This is a genomic window from Pullulanibacillus sp. KACC 23026, assembly GCF_029094525.1.
Taxonomy (GTDB): Bacteria; Bacillota; Bacilli; order Bacillales; family Sporolactobacillaceae; genus KACC-23026.
This window is the reverse complement of sequence record NZ_CP119107.1, coordinates 1,453,025-1,471,772: the sequence shown is the minus strand read 5'-3', so window position 1 is coordinate 1,471,772 and position 18,748 is coordinate 1,453,025. Positions and strand designations below refer to the sequence as shown.

The 18,748-nt window shown below is 40.9% G+C and carries 13 protein-coding genes and 1 pseudogene; 3 read left to right on the top strand and 11 right to left on the bottom strand.

Translation table 11 applies throughout. The annotated features are described in order from the left end of the window. The first annotated feature begins 557 nt into the window (after window positions 1-557). Complete coding sequence (locus tag PU629_RS06610; protein ID WP_275283498.1) at window positions 558-1,052, top strand: hypothetical protein; 495 nt, start codon at window positions 558-560, stop codon at window positions 1,050-1,052. Between the two features lie 90 nt (window positions 1,053-1,142). On the opposite strand, the gene yihA is transcribed toward PU629_RS06610, so the two are convergent. From yihA to PU629_RS06575, 7 genes are all read right to left on the bottom strand, one after another. Next, window positions 1,143-1,730 (bottom strand): ribosome biogenesis GTP-binding protein YihA/YsxC, encoded by a 588-nt coding sequence (gene yihA, locus PU629_RS06605; RefSeq protein ID WP_275283497.1) that lies wholly within the window; start codon window positions 1,728-1,730, stop codon window positions 1,143-1,145. Next, window positions 1,727-4,051, bottom strand: coding sequence for an endopeptidase La (gene lon / locus PU629_RS06600; RefSeq protein WP_275283496.1), 2,325 nt, complete (start codon window positions 4,049-4,051; stop codon window positions 1,727-1,729). The genes yihA and lon overlap by 4 nt, the downstream gene beginning before the upstream one ends. A 75-nt stretch (window positions 4,052-4,126) precedes the next feature. Next, window positions 4,127-5,797 (bottom strand): ATP-dependent protease LonB, encoded by a 1,671-nt coding sequence (gene lonB, locus PU629_RS06595; RefSeq protein WP_275283495.1) that lies wholly within the window; start codon window positions 5,795-5,797, stop codon window positions 4,127-4,129. 171 nt (window positions 5,798-5,968) lie between these two features. Continuing rightward, on the bottom strand, window positions 5,969-6,568 hold the full coding sequence (locus tag PU629_RS06590) for a CotD family spore coat protein (protein WP_275283494.1): 600 nt from the start codon (window positions 6,566-6,568) through the stop codon (window positions 5,969-5,971). A gap of 224 nt (window positions 6,569-6,792) precedes the next feature. Continuing rightward, window positions 6,793-8,064, bottom strand: coding sequence for an ATP-dependent protease ATP-binding subunit ClpX (clpX, locus tag PU629_RS06585; protein ID WP_275283493.1), 1,272 nt, complete (start codon window positions 8,062-8,064; stop codon window positions 6,793-6,795). A 581-nt stretch (window positions 8,065-8,645) separates the two neighbouring features. Further along, on the bottom strand, window positions 8,646-9,950 hold the full coding sequence (tig, locus tag PU629_RS06580) for a trigger factor (RefSeq protein WP_275283492.1): 1,305 nt from the start codon (window positions 9,948-9,950) through the stop codon (window positions 8,646-8,648). Between the two features lie 115 nt (window positions 9,951-10,065). Beyond that, window positions 10,066-11,091: a tetratricopeptide repeat protein gene (locus PU629_RS06575; protein ID WP_275283491.1), complete on the bottom strand. Its 1,026-nt coding sequence runs from the start codon at window positions 11,089-11,091 to the stop codon at window positions 10,066-10,068. Between the two features lie 384 nt (window positions 11,092-11,475). Between PU629_RS06575 and PU629_RS06570 the strand changes: the two are divergent. Further along, window positions 11,476-12,992 (top strand): annotated as a pseudogene (locus tag PU629_RS06570) (MDR family MFS transporter). 254 nt (window positions 12,993-13,246) lie between these two features. Here the strand turns inward: PU629_RS06570 and PU629_RS06565 are convergent. After that, complete coding sequence (locus tag PU629_RS06565) at window positions 13,247-14,257, bottom strand: DUF3231 family protein (protein WP_275283490.1); 1,011 nt, start codon at window positions 14,255-14,257, stop codon at window positions 13,247-13,249. Between the two features lie 1,663 nt (window positions 14,258-15,920). Between PU629_RS06565 and PU629_RS06560 the strand changes: the two genes are divergently transcribed. Further along, window positions 15,921-16,691 (top strand): DUF3888 domain-containing protein, encoded by a 771-nt coding sequence (locus tag PU629_RS06560; protein ID WP_275283489.1) that lies wholly within the window; start codon window positions 15,921-15,923, stop codon window positions 16,689-16,691. 530 nt (window positions 16,692-17,221) lie between these two features. Here PU629_RS06560 and PU629_RS06555 read toward each other — a convergent pair. From PU629_RS06555 to PU629_RS06545, 3 genes are all read right to left on the bottom strand, one after another. Then, the gene (locus PU629_RS06555; protein ID WP_275283488.1) at window positions 17,222-17,581 is read right to left on the bottom strand and encodes a TM2 domain-containing protein; all 360 of its coding nucleotides are present in this window, start codon (window positions 17,579-17,581) and stop codon (window positions 17,222-17,224) included. 83 nt (window positions 17,582-17,664) lie between these two features. Continuing rightward, a complete protein-coding gene (locus tag PU629_RS06550) occupies window positions 17,665-18,090 on the bottom strand; it encodes a hypothetical protein (RefSeq protein WP_275283487.1) in 426 nt (141 codons plus the stop codon). Window positions 18,091-18,249: 159 nt separating this feature from the next. After that, the gene (locus PU629_RS06545) at window positions 18,250-18,732 is read right to left on the bottom strand and encodes a replication-relaxation family protein (protein ID WP_275283486.1); all 483 of its coding nucleotides are present in this window, start codon (window positions 18,730-18,732) and stop codon (window positions 18,250-18,252) included. Window positions 18,733-18,748 lie beyond the last annotated feature (16 nt).

The window sequence follows — 18,748 nt, the reverse complement described above, 5'->3', positions numbered from 1 at the left end:
TGAAACGCGCGCGAAACGCGGGGACGGTTCTCGCGTTCCATTTAAATAACCTTTGAATGGTACGCGAGAACTAACTAAATTAAAACGATCATCCATTACCTACTATTACTTTACCCTCACTAGTTTAAATCTTCCCTAGTTTAACTGCAAATAGGATGCTTGAAGGGGAGTCCTTTTCATTAATACCATTACTTTCTTTCTTAAAATCAGCGGATGAAGCATGTAGCGTATTCTCATTACACCTAACTTCGCAAATAGCTCGTTTTGCGGCAGATCGCGTATTCTCGCTACGCCTAACTTTTTTAGTGTAACGAGAATATTCTCTATTTAATAGTTATGCCCCCTTGCCGCCTTCTCTGCTCCGTTTTGGCATCTAACTGTTCGCATAACCTTTTGCTAAATGAATGGGGTTATGCTCAAGCCCCCCTTGCCGCTCTGGTTTTGCCAACTGACTGTTCGCATAACCTTTAGCTAAATGAATGGGGTTATGCTCAAGCCCTTTACTTGAAGCGTGACTTCAAGTAAAGGGCTTGCTATGATAGTTAATAGTTTAGTTTTTGTTGGGAGGGGTTCTTATTAAAAAAGAGAGGACGCTTGCTGGCCTTCTTTTAATAGGGGCAGGGCTTTTTTTATTTCTTCAGCATTGGCATGTCTTTACTCATAATAAATGGCTGGAATGGCCTGAGCTTCTGCTTATTTTCGGCCTTTGCTTTTTTGTTTTTGGTTGGATGGCACCGGAATGGGATCTACTCTTTCCCGCCTTTCTTCTTATCGGATTTGGTGCACATCCTTTTTTGACGGAAATTCTTCCGATGTGGGCACGGGCAGAGACCTATTATCCATTGTTAATGGGGATTGGATTTCTCATTCGTTATTACAAAGTGAAGAAAAATGGCCTTTCACTTGGTATCATTCTCATTGTATTCGCACTTTTTCCACTGTTTTCTCATCGGCTAAATGGACAACTTCTACATAAGGTCGGGTCACTCAGCCAATATTGGCCGCTTATCATTATCATTATTGGTCTAATCTTTTTCTATAAGAAAAAATAAAAGCTCCCGTTTTGGGGAGCTTTTAGACTGTCGACAAAACCTCCTAAATGGAGGAAGTCGACAGTTTTTTTAGTTTTAGGCTGTTTTCCATCAACTTCCTAGATAGGGTTGAATGGCCTGCCACAGTTCGTCCTTGCCCAATCCTTTAAAAGAGGAGAACAGGACAATCGGATCTTCGGGATCTTTATTTAAGGTTTCGCGAACCACTTTTAAATGCTTTTGGTATTGGCCGCGTGAAATTTTATCTGCCTTTGTTGTAACGATGATCACTGGAATACCGTAATGTTTTAAAAATTGATACATTTGTACATCTTCAGCAGATGGGGCATGACGCAGATCAACAAGCTGTACAACCACTCGAAGTTGTTGATTTTTTGTCAGATAGGTTTCAATCATGCGAATCCAGGCCTTTCGCTCAGCCTGTGAAACTTTCGCATACCCATAGCCAGGAACGTCAACAAAGTAAAAGGATTCATTGATAATAAAATAATTAAGTGTTTGCGTTTTACCCGGTCTTTGTGAGGTGCGAGCCAAGTTCTTCCGATTCAATAAGGTGTTAATCAAGGATGATTTTCCTACATTGGATCGACCGGCTAGCGCGATCTCCGGCAAGCCGTCTTTCGGCCATTGATCGGGCTTCACCGCGCTTATCACAAAATCGGCGCGGTTAATTTTCATACTTGGTCACCTCTTAACGCATGTTTTAATACCTCATCTAAATGAGACACTGGATAGAAAGAAAGATCCTCTCTAACACTTTCCGGCAGATCGTCTAGATCCCTTTCATTTTCTTTTGGGATGACAATAGTAGTCAGACCTGCTCGATGTGCACTGAGTGTCTTTTCTTTTAACCCGCCAATAGGTAGGACTCGGCCTCGGAGGGTGATTTCCCCTGTCATGCCCACTTCTTTTTTGACCGGTCGGCCTGTTAAAGCTGACACAAGAGCGGTCGCCATCGTAATACCAGCCGATGGACCATCCTTAGGTGTGGCTCCTTCTGGAACATGGATGTGTATGTCATATTTCTCATAGAAATCTTTATCAATCCCTAATTCTTCTGCACGAGATCTGACATAGCTAAAGGCAGCCTGAGCCGATTCCTGCATCACATCCCCTAATTTACCAGTAAGAGTGAGCTTTCCTTTCCCAGGCAATAATGAAACTTCAATGGAAAGTGTATCACCACCGTAAGCGGTATAGGCAAGCCCCGTTGCCACCCCTACCTGATCTTCGGTTTCAGCTTGGCCGTAACTATAAAGCGGCTTTCCAAGCAGTTGTTCAATCATACTTGGCGAAATGGTGACTTGTTTCTTTTCACCCGTTACGATCAGTTTGGCTGCTTTTCGGCAAATTGAAGCAATGCGCCTCTCTAAATTCCGAACGCCCGCTTCTCTTGTATAGCGGCGGATCAAAAATAAAATGCCTTCCTCTTTAAATCGGCATTGTGCTTTCTTAAGACCGTGCAGCTCAATTTGTCTAGGAATTAAGTGTTGAGAGGCAATATGTTGCTTTTCTACTTCTGTGTACCCGGCAATGCTGATCAATTCCATCCGATCAAGAAGCGGTTGCGGAATGGTCTGAACCGTATTGGCTGTTGTAATGAACATGACTTTGCTCAGATCATAAGGCTCTTCAATATAATGATCACTAAACGTGTTGTTTTGCTCAGGATCTAACACCTCAAGCATGGCCGCAGACGGGTCGCCTCTGAAATCATTTGACATTTTGTCAATTTCATCAAGTAAAAAAACAGGATTAATCGTTTCGGCTTTTTTCATGCCTTGGATGATTCGCCCCGGCATCGCTCCAACATAGGTTCTTCTGTGACCGCGAATTTCAGCTTCATCTCGGACACCGCCTAAAGAAACGCGTACAAAATGACGGCCGAGTGACTGAGCAATAGAACGGGCAAGCGATGTTTTTCCAACGCCAGGAGGGCCAACTAAGCACAGGATCGGCCCTTTTAACGAGCGGGTTAACTTTTGAACCGATAAATATTCCAAGACGCGCTCTTTAACCTTCTCAAGTCCATAATGCGCCTCATCTAATATCTTTTGAGCACGTTGAATATCAAGCTTATCCTCTGTTTCTGCCTTCCATGGGATAGTAAGTAACCAATCAATATAATTGCGAATTACACCGCTTTCGGCAGAACTGGCTGGAATTTTTTCATAGCGAGAGAGTTCTTTTAACGCTGTCTCTCTTACCTGCTCCGGCATATCAGAGGCTTCAATTTTTTCGCGAAGGTCCTCTACCTCACCTTCTTTTCCATCACGGTCACCGAGTTCTTTCTGGATTGCCTTCATTTGCTCACGAAGATAATACTCTTTTTGCGTACGCTCCATAGAACGCTTTACTTGTTGACCAATTTTCTTTTCCAATCCAAGAACTTCTTGTTCATTGTTTAAAATCTGTACAACAAGTCTTAACCGTTCGACTACATTAACGGCTTCTAATATTTCTTGTTTTTGTTTGACTTTTAAAGGAAGATGCGAAGAAATAATATCTGCTAACCGTCCTGGCTCTTCAATATCTCTGACTGTTGCCAGCGTCTCTTCTGTAATTTTTTTAGAAAGTTTTATATAACCTTCAAACTGTTCAAGAGCTTTGCGCATGAAGGCTTGTTTTTCTAAATCAATCGTCTCATCTTCCTCTAAAAGTTCCACTTCAACTTCATAATGCCCGTCCGTTTTCTCAAAAGATTGAATTCGGGCGCGCTGATTACCTTCTACCAAAATGCGTATCGTTCCGTTTGGAAGCTTTAACATTTGTTTAACGGTTGAAATGGTTCCAATCTCGTATATGTCATCGGCTTCCGGTTCTTCAATTGAGATTTCCTTTTGTGCTGCGAGAAAGATTTGATGATCATTCATCATTACTTTTTCGAGTGCCTCGACAGACTTTTCACGTCCCACATCAAGGTGGAGAACAACGGTTGGGTAAATAATTAGCCCACGCAATGGGAGGAGGGGTATTGTTCTTGTTCGAATCGGATCCACTAAAACACCTCCAAAATTCGTCGGATTCTGTACAATTCTATCCTAAACCGGGTGGGTTGGCTAGTAAAACACTTTTCAAACATATTCTGGAGGCAGATCCATTGATGGAGAGAGGGCAGGCTGTGATTCAGCTTCCACTTCTTCTCCAACTAAAGCGTACTGAAGGACTTCACTCAATCGTTTTACTGTTATAATTTCAATCCCCTCGATATCTTCCAATAAAGCCTGCTTATTCTCATCAGGTATAATGACTCGTGTTGCACCCGCTTCTTTTGCCGCTTCAATTTTCGCTAAAACACCGCCTATTGGCTTAACCGCACCGTGGATGCTCAATTCACCTGTCATTGCGATTTTTGGATCAATCGGGATATTTTTAATGGCGGAATATACGCCTGTTGCAATCGCTATTCCTGCGGACGGCCCATCGACAGGAGCGCCTCCTGGAAAATTAATATGAATATGATATTGATGAGAATGAACGCCTAGCTTATGAAGAACGGTGAGAACATTCTCCACTGAGCTCTTGACAAGGCTCTTACGGCGAATGGATTTTTGTTCAGAACCCATTGTCTCTTCCTCAACAATTCCAGTTAACGTCAGACTTCCCTTTCGGCTTTTAGCTGCTGTGACTTCAATTTCAAGCAATGCTCCTCGATTCGGTCCATATACAGCTAATCCGTTAACAAGCCCGACAACCGGCTCATCATGCACTTTCTTTTCTGGTTTCGGTTGAAGTTGACTGGAATGAATCACCCATTCAATATCCGCTATGCTGATTTCCTGTCTTTTCTTAGACATCGCGAGACCTGCTGCGATCTGCATCATATTAACAACCTCACGACCATTTCTTGCATAGGTCGCCATTTTATGAATCCCCTCATTCGAAATCGCAATTCCAAGCTTATCAGCGGCTCGGCGGGCAATGATTTCGATGTCTTTATTTTTTAATTCATTAAAGAAAACTTCTAGACAGCGCGAACGAATAGCTGGCGGAATTTCTTCAGGCGAACGCGTTGTGGCGCCAATAAGACGAAAATCCGCTGGTAAGCCATTTTTAAAAATATCATGAATATGAGCAGGAATTTGTTGGTTTTCTTCACTATAATAGGCACTTTCCAGAAAAACTTTCCGATCTTCCAGCACTTTTAATAATTTATTCATTTGAATCGGATGAAGCTCCCCAATCTCATCAATGAATAAGACACCCCCATGGGCATGACTCACCGCCCCCTGCTTAGGTTGAGGGATACCCGCCTGCCCCATTGCTCCTGCGCCTTGATAAATCGGATCATGAACACTTCCAATTAGAGGGTCAGCAATTCCTCGTTCATCAAATCGTGCTGTCGTAGCATCTAATTCAACAAAAACAGAAGTTGACTTAAAAGGAGAATCCGAATTTTTTTTAGCCTCCTCTAAGACTAACCGGGCGGCTGCCGTTTTCCCAACGCCAGGAGGACCATAAATCAAGACGTGCTGCGGATTTTTTCCACACAAAGCTGCCCGAAGTGCCTGAATTCCATCCGATTGTCCGACAATATCATCCATCGTCTTTGGCCGGACCTTTTCTGACAATGGCTCTGTTAACGAAATGGCTCTCATTTTTCTTAACTGCTCCATCTCTTTTTTTGATTCCTTGTCAATGGATACCCTTTGTGTATGCTGGTTTCTTAACAAATTCCAGAAATACAAACCTATAATAACACCAAAAAAGAGCTGTACAACGATAAGCAAAGTTGTCCAATTCATACGATGACCTCCCGAATGTGCTTCTGTCGGTTAGTATTTCCGATGGACCTGTTGACTAAACATGATAGAGGAAGGTGAGGATGCCAAAAAAATGTGAGTCAATGATTGGTTTTATTGTCAAACCATAAAAAAACCAGGTGAGAAACTCTCACCTGGTTTTTAAGTCTTTGCTTACCAAGCAGGATGCGGGTGGTGCATAGCAGGTCCTGGCATTGGCGGGCAAGGACAAGGAGGAAGCGGACCACAGACTACCTCTTCACAGCTTGTCGAGAAACAGCATGATTCCGTATGTGGGAAATAGTGTTGATGCACAAAATGAGTGTGCATATTGTGTGTTGTGTGAGATGGGTGAACATGCGGAATCACAACATTTTGATAAGCAGTCGTTAAGCTTTGTTGAGGTGGATCAAATTGTGGTGGATCCATTTTTTCTGGCAAACAAGTTGGCGGGCATGCCATCGGTGGGCATGGCATCGGTGGACATGCAGGCGCATGTTGAACGGGTGCCGGAGCATGAGCTGGAGCCGAATAAGGAGCTTTAGCCGGCGTCATCGTATTTGGATAAAAATTCTCCTCGAAATTGAATTGTTCAACAGTCGTATCGTGCGAATCAAAAGAAGTAAATTTGTCGTGAGAATCCACGTTTACTTTTGTAGGATCATAATCCATATTTAGATCCAAATTCATTGGATAAGTTTGATGCACTGGGTGAACCGGATGAACAGGATGCGGATGATAAACATGGTGTGGATGGGTGGGTTTATTTTCCATTTAGTATACCTCCTGAAAGCTGTTTAATTACATTAACATCCTATGCCTATTAGACATTTATGCTAAGGACAGAAACCCAAAAAAGCAAAAAAAATAAAAAACTGGGCTTTTTTATTTCAGGAGAAACGTTTTTTACAGGTTATTTTATGGAATTAAATAAAAGAAAAAAGCCCCTCTCCCATAGTCAAACCTACAGGAGACAGGCTTTCCATTTATTTATTTAATCAGGCACTTTCTTTTGGCTCTTCGCCTTTAACAACCGTACCATCATCCATAACAAGTGTTGGCATGATCTTCTTCTCTACTGTATCTTCCGTGACAATACATTTTTCAACATCATCACGAGATGGCAGATCATACATCACATCGAGCATAATCCCCTCAATAATGGAGCGTAAACCTCGAGCACCTGTTTTACGTTCAATAGCAAGCTTGGCAATGGAACGAAGGGCAGCTTCTTCAAATTCAAGAGCGACGCCATCCAGTTCAAGAAGCTTACTATATTGCTTAACTAAAGCGTTACGCGGTTTAGTTAAGATATCAACGAGTGCATCTTCATCTAGTTGCTCAAGCGTTGCGACTACTGGAAGACGACCAATGAATTCTGGGATTAGACCAAATTTCAACAAATCTTCAGGCAGAGCTCTTTTAAGGTAATCTTCTTTAGAAAGCTCTTGTTTTTGTTGATCAATCGCACCAAATCCAATGACTTTTTTTCCAAGTCGGCGTTTAATAATTTGCTCAATGCCGTCAAAGGCACCGCCGCAAATAAATAGAATATTCGTCGTATCAATTTGAATGAATTCTTGATGCGGATGCTTTCTGCCGCCTTGAGGAGGAACACTTGCAACAGTCCCCTCTAGAATCTTAAGCAAGGCTTGCTGAACCCCTTCACCTGAAACATCACGTGTAATCGACGGATTCTCAGATTTACGGGCAATCTTGTCAATTTCATCGATGTAAATAATCCCTTTTTCAGCCTTTTCAACATCATAATCAGCCGATTGGATTAATTTTAAAAGGATATTCTCAACATCCTCACCGACATAGCCCGCTTCTGTAAGAGACGTGGCATCTGCAATTGCAAACGGCACGTTTAAAATTTTGGCAAGGGTTTGAGCGAGCAAGGTTTTTCCGCTTCCTGTTGGCCCAATCATGACAATATTACTTTTTGCAATTTCTACATCATCGCTTTTTTGTTTCGCATTAATTCTCTTATAGTGATTATATACAGCTACGGATAAGTTCTTCTTAGCGCTTTCTTGTCCAATCACATAATCCTCTAATATTTCACGAATTTCTTGAGGCTTAGGGACATCTTTGAACTCAACCTCTTCCTCTGCTCCTAATTCTTCTTCCACAATTTCGGTGCAAAGTTCAATACATTCATCACAAATATATACACCTGGTCCTGCTACCAGTTTCCTAACTTGGTCTTGAGTTTTTCCACAAAAAGAGCATTTCAGTTGCCCTTTTTCATCATTAAATTTGAACATATGTTTTCACCCCTATTACCTTCTGTCTATTCATCGGTGAAGCGTTTTTTCTAGCATACACGATTCACCTTTCTTAGTCCAAAGAAACCTCTCCAAACTTAAAACTAAATGTGATTATGTACGGATTGTAACACACCAAAGAGCTCTGTTAAAAATATAAACCCTTTGTTAAAGCATATGTTAGATTAAACTAATTTACTCTTCTTAGTTTGGCTGAATCAACTAAAAAGGTCTGAATATTAAAATTGAATGTGCTCATAAATCCTTTTTACAACGAATTTACGGATGCCTGCACCTTGAGACAGCCAGAGAAAAGTCACTCAAGTGGATCTCATAGAGCTAACCATTTCCTTATAGTCCCCAATTCCAATAGGATCATGACCCTAGCTTTAAAACAGCTTTGAAATAAGAAAAACTGGAGCTAAACTGATTATCACTGTCAAACAATGATCAGATTAAGCTTAAAAAAACCTTTAATAAAAGTCTGGGAGAAATCTCTTACGGAAAGCATAGCGGGTACTTTGTGGAAGAAAAAAGGCACGACAATGCGTGCCTTCAATTATTTGGTTAGCGTACACCTATTATGCTTTTTCAGAAGTTGCGTTATCAACGAGGAAATCGAGTGCTTTACGAATGCGGATATCACCTTTAAGTGCATCTGGTCCGCCTTGCATAGCTAACATCTGCTTCATTTGATCAGCAGCGATGCCATACATAGTCGCCATCTTTTCGATTTCTTTGTCGACATCTTCATCAGTTGCTTCAATGTTCTCAGCCTTAGCAATCGCTTCAAGAGTAAGATTAGCACGGACACGCTTTTCAGCATCTTCTTTCATTTGATCGCGCAAGCCGTTTTGGTCAGACCCTGAGAATTGATAGTAGAGATCCATTGAAAGACCTTGTTGTTGAATTTGTTGTTCAAAATCGCGAAGCATATGATCCACTTCACTTTCAATCATCGCTTCAGGAATGTTAATTTCAGCATTTGCTGAAGCTTGTTCAACAACTGCATCTTGAAGCGCTGCTTTAGCTGCGGATTCTTTGCGTTCTTTTAATTGCTTTTCAAGCTTTTCTTTTAAAGCATCAAGCGTTTCAACTTCATCATCGACATCTTTGGCAAACTCATCATCAAGTTCTGGAAGTTGCTTTGCTTTGATCTCGTGAATCTTCACTTTAAAAGTTGCTTCTTTCCCTTTTAATTCTTCAGCATGGTAATCTTCTGGGAAAGTCACTTGAATGTCTTTTTCTTCTCCAGCTTTGAGACCAACTAATTGCTCTTCAAAACCAGGGATAAATTGATTAGATCCTAGTTCAAGGGAATAATTTTCGGATTGTCCGCCTTCAAAAGCTTCACCATCGACGAAACCTTCGAAATCAATAACAACCGTATCCCCGTTTTCTGCAGCACCATCTTCTTTAATAGCTAGCTCTGCATAACGCTCTTGAAGCTGACTCAATTCTTTTTGTACATCTTCTTCGGTTACATCCGTATCTTGAGCTTCAACCTTGAGGCCTTTGTACTCACCTAATTTAACTTCAGGCTTCACTGTTACTTCTGCCTTAAATACGACTGGCTGTCCTTTGCCAATAGACTCAATGTCAACACTTGGCTGAGCAACCGGCTCAATGCTTGTTTCATCAATCGCTTTGGAATAAGCTTCTGGCAAGATGATATCAATGGCATCTTGATAGAGAGATTCCACACCAAAACGTTGTTCAAATAGCACACGAGGTACTTTCCCTTTTCTAAAACCAGGTACATTCACCTGCTTAGATACTTTTGAAAAGGCTTGATCTAAAGCTTTATTAAAGCTAGCAGCATCAACCTCAAAGGTCAACGTGCCGACGCTACCTTCCTGTTTCTCCCAGTTCGCTTTTACATCCATATATTCTTACCTCCAACATCAATGTTCATACGTTACCTTTTATGCAACCCTTACATTATAACATAATAGATAGAATTACAAAAAGCAATTTCATTGTTATTAAATAGGGATTTTCTTACATATCATCAAACGGAAGCCGATGTGCTTCAATCGACTGTATAAGACTTAACGGGTCTACCAACTCTTCCCTTGTCACATCAAAAAGACGTTTCAAATCCTCAGTATGTATTTCCATAGAATAGATCTCATGCGCAATAACTGAACAAGCTGCCGCCCAAACTTTTGGTTCATTGGGAATGAGAGGTTTGGGATAGACGGCTATCGCAAAATGATGCCAAATCTGAAGAGCCGCTTCTAGCAATGAGGGGTTCGTTGATCCAAGTGTATCTTCTAATAGATTTTTAACGACCGTTGAAAATCCTTCATAAAAAAGATGAGCCTCTTTTAAATCAGTATTATATAGAATTCCAAATTTATTAACAAGTAGTTCCCCATCATAACCTGCCTCATTAATAATTTGAATGACCATACTTTTTAAAAATGGGTCCCCATGGTCGCTCTTCAGGTAACCCAGGAAATCTTCTAAAATCGTTTCGGTCATAAATGTTTTCCCTTGTTGAATGCCCCTCCACTGCTTTTCCACTTGTTCACTTTTTAAATCTTCTCGGATATCAGGGGTGAACCGCTCTTTAATCGGTTCTTCCACTGAATGCTTTTCGTCCTTACGAATTTGAGCGAACTCCGCTAAATGAACTAATGTCTCCTTGACCGCTGGTGGAGGCGTGTCCTCTGAAAGAACCGCTTGAATGGTAGTGACAACTTTGTCATATTCATGCTGCTGAATAAGTATGGTAATGTGAAGCTTCAACACATCGTAATAATCTCCGATGCCTTGCCTCATCATCGATTCCGTTAATTGTTCGGCCTTCTTATAAGACTCTAATTCGACATAGCAGACGGCGAGCCCATAAGACGCTTGTGAATTTTCAGGCTCTAATTCAATTAATTGTTCAAAATAAAGCACAGCATTCTTATAATTTTTATCTTTTAGGGCTTGAACGCCTCGCTCTAGCAGGCGGTCTGTTAGATTTGGAAAAGGGATCACTTTATGAGTCGGGTCACTTATTCCGTGTTTCTCCATATAACCCTTCCTTATATCCTGACTTGGTTCAAGTTTAACAGGTTCATAATGGAACATCAATTTGTTTAATAAACGACAGAAAAAGTTAAGTTCAACAAAGAAAGAAGAGGGTGCAGATAGAATAACGAGGCTCCGAGGGCACGATTTTAAAATTTTTTTGGCCCCTCCACCAGATGAAGGAAAACGGGAGAACCCTAAAGCCTTCGCTATCCAATTAGACTTGTTTTCTACGTGAGCTTTATAAAATTTACATCCAAAAGCAGGATCAATTCCCCCTTCATATTAATTTTGTTTTAAAATCCCCTTTGCCAGCGTAACATTGTTATGTTATATTTGTTTCATTCGAAATCTATCTAAAATATAGGTGTAACTGGAGGTATGAACGTGCAAGGAAATCAAACAAAATTAGTGCCGGTCATGGTGGGGCTCTTACTTGGGATATTTATGGCCTCTCTAGACAATACCATTGTGTCAACAGCCATGAGCACAATTGTCGCGGATTTGGGAGGCTTGAGCCAATTTGTATGGGTGACTTCTGCCTATCTCGTGACGGAGATGGCCGGGATGCCGATTTTCGGTAAGCTGTCTGATATGTATGGGAGGAAACGTTTTTTCTACTCGGCATCATCCTGTTTTTATTAGGCTCGATTCTTTGCGGGACCGCGCAAACGATGGTTCAGCTCGCTTTCTATCGAGCGATCCAAGGAATCGGCGGAAGTGCTTTAATGCCGATCGCTTTTACCATTGTCTGGGATGTCTTTCCTGCTGACAAACGCGGGAAAATGGGCGGGATATTCGGAGCGGTTTTTGGTCTATCGAGTATTTTCGGTCCCTTAATAGGTGCTTTCTTTACTGATTACATTAATTGGCGATGGGTGTTTTATATTAATGTACCGATTGGAATCATTGCTCTCTTGCTCATTGCACTTGCTTATTATGAATCGCAGCACCATGAAAAACAACGAATTGATTGGTGGGGAGCTTCTACTTTAGTTGGCTCGGTTGTGGCCCTCATGTTTGCCTTAGAGCTTGGCGGCCAGCAGTATGCCTGGAATTCCAGCCAAATCATCGGCCTTTTTATTGCTTTTGTGCTCTTATTAATTATTTTTCTTTTTGTTGAAACAAGAGCAAGCGAACCTATTATTTCGTTTGAAATGTTTAGACATCGCCTGTTTGCGGCAAGTAATTTAGCGGCGATGTTTTATGGAGCCACATTTCTTGTCGCCACTGTCTATATCCCTATTTTTGTTCAAGGGGTTACAGGGGGATCAGCCACGAACTCCGGTTTGATTTTACTCCCTATGATGCTTGGATCGACTGTTACTGCACCATTAGGCGGACAATTGTCTTCTAAGTTCAGTTATCGAAACATTATGGTCGCTTCAGCCCTTATTTTAATAATCGGGGTGCTTCTATTAAGTACACTTACGGCGGACACTTCACGCCTACTCCTTACCTTTTACATGATCATTATTGGCTTTGGCACAGGCTTTTCTTTCTCAGTTCTCAGCATGGCCGCCTTACATCATTTTGATCATACGCAACGAGGATCAGCTAGCTCAACGAATACCTTCTTGCGTTCTCTTGGGATGACCGTCGGGATAACGGTATTTGGTGTGATCCAAAGAAACCTCTTAACGTCTCAGTTAAAAGACGCCTTCAAAGGGGCCGCTACTTCGACTAACGGGATGAACCTTAACGATACCCGTTCATTATTAACGCCCGAAACACGCGCACATATTCCTAAGTTTATTTTAGATAAAATTTCTCAGTCGTTAGCGCATTCCATTGCTCATACGTTTATGTGGTCGCTCATCCCCGCTTGTCTAGCGCTTGTATTTGTCCTGCTAATGGGGCCAGCGCGGATGACAGAAAGCAAAAGCTTTCAAAAACAACCCTGACTCATTTTGCAACGGCTTTTATGCAGCGCAGCGCATAGGAGCCGTTTTTTTAGACGATCAGAACGCTTCCATTAGAACCGACAGCCTCTAGTTAAAGGTCGTCACATAAAAGTCCTGATGGCAAGTTACGTTTTTTCAAATACAGCCCCTTGGAAAAAACAATTTTTGAAATACCGATGTCTTGGCAGATTGTGTGCAGATCCTTTTCTAGAGGAAGAGACCTGTCACCTAAAAAAGGAACCTGGTGTTACTTTTTAACTTTGACTCGCTAATTTGTTGCGGTCAGGCGCCATCGGAGGTTTTTCCAGCCATTTGTTATGAATCATGATCGTCGCCCCTCTTTCAGCGTATTTCTGAACTTCTGCCGATAATGCATTAAACATCTGTCCTAAATCGAATCTAGGACATTCTGCTATACTTGTTCCGTAATACTCAATACTTAGGGCAGTAAAAGCCGAAATATAGAACATCATGATTCGATCAGAGAAAGTGTGAGCGGCACTTGTTGTCACATCTGAATCCCATGTCATGGGAGCGGGCAAATCACTATCCCTTAATTTTGCTGAGAATAAAGCAATATGTTTTTTGGTGACTTCAATTCCTTTTTGAAAGAATTTCTTAACATCCTTATCATGAGCGACCTGACTGAAGCCTTCCAGTGTAGCTGCCGCTAAAGCATTTCTTTGAATATTTGTATAAAGGTTGGTTATCTCCAATGCTTGTAACGGCCTCTTATCCCCAAACAAGTCAATCATAAATCCTAGTTTTTGAACGTACTCAACCTCCTCCAAATTTGGCAAATAAGGAGCCCTTATGTACAGTCCTTTAGATAATAATAAATCCTTTGCAATTTTATAACATTGGATTGTCTCTATCATACATTCTGAAAAGTAAGCTGTAATATCCTCCCTCACTGATACAGATAAACTATGTGCGTAGCCCAGCAAACCAATTTTAGACATATTATGTATAAAATTTAATACAAACGCATCGGAATACAGTCTTGGGGCTTGTTCATCGACATCTTCACCCAGTTTAAAACCATGAGGGATCGTATTTTGTTCCTCTGTTAAAATCTTAGTGATCTTCTTTAAATGAGATTGAGATAATTCCAAGGCGCGGCCAATGACAGAGCTAATTTCTTCATCCTCAGCTTTATTCAAAAAATAAGTAAGCATACAATTACTTGCGCTCTCATTCATGTACTGCGTCCAAAGCTGACCCAGTTCTGCCGAGGTGAGTCGAATTTGTTTCCCATCCTTCATCTTCTTTCCTCCATCAACGTCTAATTTATTTTAATCCTCCCCAATGATAAAGATTTATATGTAAAAAAATTGGAAATCTTTGAAAACGGCGTCTTTTTTGTGTGTGATGGGTGCCCCAATTGAGGTGGAGCAGAGCCTTTTGTGGGTGTTGCACGCTCCAATACACAAAATCGAGGCGGGGCGGGAGCACTTTTCGTGGGATGGGCGCTCCAATACACAAAATCAAGGCGGGAACGGAGCACTTTTCGTGCGATGGGGGCTCCAACACACAAAAACTTGGCTTGGCGGGAGCCATTTGTGTGTGATGAAGGCTCCAACACACAAAAACTTGGCTTGGCGGGACCCGTTTATGTGTGATGAAGGCTCCAACACACAAAAACTTGGCTTGGCGGGACCCATTTATGTGTGATGAAGGCTCCAATACACACAAACTTGGCTTGGCGGGACCCATTTATGTGTGATGAAGGCTCCAATACACAAAAACTTGGCGGGGCGGGACCCATTTATGTGTGATGAAGGCTCCAACACACAAAAACTTGGCTTGGCGGGACCCATTTATGTGTGATGAAGGCTCCAATACACAAAAACTAGGCTTGGCGGGACCCATTTATGTGTGATGAAGGCTCCAACACACAAAAACTAGGCTTGGCGGGACCCATTTATGTGTGATGAAGGCTCCAATACACAAAATCGAGGCATGTCGGGAGCACTTTTCGTGCGATGGGCGCTCCAACACACACAATCGAAGCGGGAGCGGAGCACTTTTCGTGGGATGAAGGCTCCAATACACACAAACTTGGCTTAGCGGGACCCATTTATGTGTGATGAAGGCTCCAACACACAAAAACTAGGCTTGGCGGGACCCATTTATGTGTGATGAAGGCTCCAATACACAAAAACTTGGCTTGGCGGGACCCATTTATGTGTGATGAAGGCTCCAATACACAAAAACTTGGCGGGGCGGGACCCATTTATGTGTGATGAAGGCTCCAACACACAAAAACTAGGCTTGGCGGGACCCATTTATGTGTGATGAAGGCTCCAATACACAAAATCGAGGCATGTCGGGAGCACTTTTCGTGCGATGGGCGCTCCAACACACACAATCGAAGCGGGAGCGGAGCACTTTTCGTGGGATGAAGGCTCCAATACACACAAACTTGGCGGGGCGGGACCCATTTATGTGTGATGAAGGCTCCAATACACAAAATCAAGGCGGGGTGGGAGCACTTTGTGTGCGATGGGCGCTCCAACACACAAAATCGAGGCGGAGCGGCTGCACTTTGTGTGTGATGGGCGCTCCAATACACCAATATCAGGCGGAGCGGCTGCACTTTGTGTGTGATGGGTGCTCCAACACACAAAATCAAAGCTAGGCGGGAGCCCTTTGTGTGTGATGGGGGCTCCAATACACAAAATCGAAGCGGAGCGGCTGCACTTTGTGTGCGATGGGCGCTCCAACACACAAAATCGAAGCGGGAACGGAGCACACTTTTCGTGCGATGAAGGCTCCAATACACCAAATTGATTTTGGCTTTATTAAAAAATGAACCAGCTACTTCATTTCAGGACCGTTTTACCCCAACCCTCTAAAACTCTTGATAAATTTTCTTTTCATAGTACAAGTTATATTAAAAAAGAGTTTTGAAAGGCTTGTTACCCCATGAAGAAATTAATTTTGGTTTTAATTGCTATAATGACTTTCTTAATGATTCCTAATAAAATCCATGCCCAGAGTGATCAACCTGATTATAAAATTATTTATGATACTTTACTTACAACACTTTTGCCTTCTATAGAGGAGAACATTGTTAATTACTATGGCTATCATAAGCAATTTGGTTTATATGATGCTAAAATACTGAACATTAAAAGAGAGCATGAGGGAGGTTTTGGCTTTATTGCAGAAATCCAAGTCACAACATTTGAACATGCCCATGCTCCTCCTTATGGTAAGGAAACCATGACTTTTAAAGTAAGCCCTTTTGGAGTTAAAACAATTAGCTTTAACCATAAGGGAGATAAAGTTGAAAAGGAAATAAATGACTTTTATAAAGCAACACTTTCAGATATAAAGCAGTCTTTTAATTTAAATCTAGAGTCTTACTCCTCCTATAGATACAATCAGTTGCACTATCAAGCAGAACTAAATAATGAGTTTAAACCCCTTTTTACTATTGCAGAAGAAATAGCAACTAACTTTTTGTTACCAGAGAGAAAGATACCAAACAAAAATGTTATTGACCCTGTAACCTTTATTAAAGGCAATACAGGTTATATGCTCTTTAAAAAATCGGATGGCACCAATGTAATTTATAAATTACAAAAGAAAGATGGAAATTGGATAGTAACAGATAAAAATAGTAAACAAGGTAAGAAAATGGATTATAAATTACCATGGTATGTATGGAAAAAAATTAAGCCTACTGATTAGATCAGATAGGCTTTTAAAAATAATGTCATTTACTTAGGTTTTTGATCGACAATTAACTTTGCACCTCGTTTCACATCAAGATCACCTGTTTTTCTATAAGTTGATTGGATTATCTTTGCTCGTCAGTTCCTTGCTTATTTGTGTCACAAGAAAAATGTGCCTTCTTAGATTTTCTAAAAATAAAAAAAGACACAATTTTATACTAGGTTGTCCCAGGAGAGGCCAACTCCCTCTTCTTTCCCACAGGCCGTTCGACCGCCTTCTTGATCCTTTACCGTGGAAGGCAGTCTGCGAGGCAAACTCACAGATGATAATTCAAGTGTCTCCATCCAGCTGAGCCTGGATTCAATCAAACAATCAAAAAAAAGCCAGCTCTTAGGCTGACTATTATGTATGAATTATGGCGTCCCAGGAGGACGTTATATAATAGAAGAAAAACGATTAATACTAAGGTTTTTATTTTATCTTGTGTAAAATATGTGTAAAAAATATTTTTTTCATGCTGGATCTTAATGGTCCAGCATTCTTTTTTACACGTAATACGGATTCGGCTTAAATAACAAAATGATGAAATCAATTAGCATACCTATCCCAAATATCCCACCAGTTAAAAAATATAAAATACCTGTTCCTATTTTGCCTTCATAAAAGCGATGGATTCCAAGATAGCCCAGAAATAAACATAATAATACGGATATCCACTTGTTTTTTTGCTTACCAGTACCATTTGTAACTGTGTGATTTATAATAACCTGTTGGTTGTTTCCTCTTAATTCTCCGACTTGCCTTCCACAACTTGTGCATACAACAGCATCATAATTAATTTTAGTTCCACAATGCTGACAAAACCTTTTTCGTTCCTGTTCCGGTTTGTTTTCTATTATATCCAATTATCCCTTACCCCATTTCATTTGGATTTGCATCTTATTAGTTAACTAATATTTTAACTTATTTAACAAATGAGTGACAAATATTATCCAACAATTGCGCTCCCTATCCCTGTGAGCAATTTAATAAACAATGGTGTCATCTGAACCAAACAATAACCTATCGCACAATTCATGAGTAAAGAGTATCCTTTTTCCTTTTGTCCAATCATAATCATTAAAGCAGCTCCTGCAATCATTACCGATGAAATAGGAATGGAAAGCGATACAATCAAATCGACTAATGGATCAAAGGCATGAACTATCTGTGATTTTACTGCACTAGGGACTGCGTTAACTGCAATTGCTTGGGATGTGGTTGTTGCAGCAAAGCTATGTTTAGGCATTGATATAATCGCCGTCCCTGTGGCTAACAAAGCTGATTTAATAATTGGTCTAATATCATGTTTCTTTTCAGGTCTATTTTCACCTGCCATAAAGTCATTAAATTTGATCACTTGCGTTCTTACCATGGTGATTCCCCCTTATATGAAAAGTGATAAAATCAAAGCACCGATGACAAACCAACGAGTAGGCTTAAAAATAAGCAAAAATAGAATCAAAAATCCAATTGTTAAAATGGTCTGACCACCCATTAAATTAAATAACCACGATAGCAAATTGACCACTCCTCACATAATCTCGCTTGCTGAGTAGATACGATAAGTTAAGCCTTCGCATAGCTTTATTAACTTTTGTCTACGACTTTCTAAATCCGTTACAAATACCAACATAAAAGGCTTCTTGGTGAACTGTTTAAGACGCTTATAACGAGCGACCTTATTAGCGTTCTCTTGCATTGTTTGCTGCATATCGACTTCCAAGAACACGTCAAATGTTCCATCGTTGAACATGGCATCAGGAATGATTGTCAAAGCTCCTAATTTCACCTTAACCTCGTTACGCCATGAATCAGGCTTTCCGGTATAAATATAAAACTGATTCCTTAGCAGTACGTGGTCAATGTTCTGGTTTTTATGCCTAGTTTTTTTGCTATTTACAAACGAACATCCTTCCTGGTTTAAATAGTAAACCTTCTCCATTCCATTTCTAAAATCCAATAGATAATTAGATAAATCCTTTAATATTCGGTTCGCATTTCGGTTACCTCCCAAATTGTGTAGCCTCTGA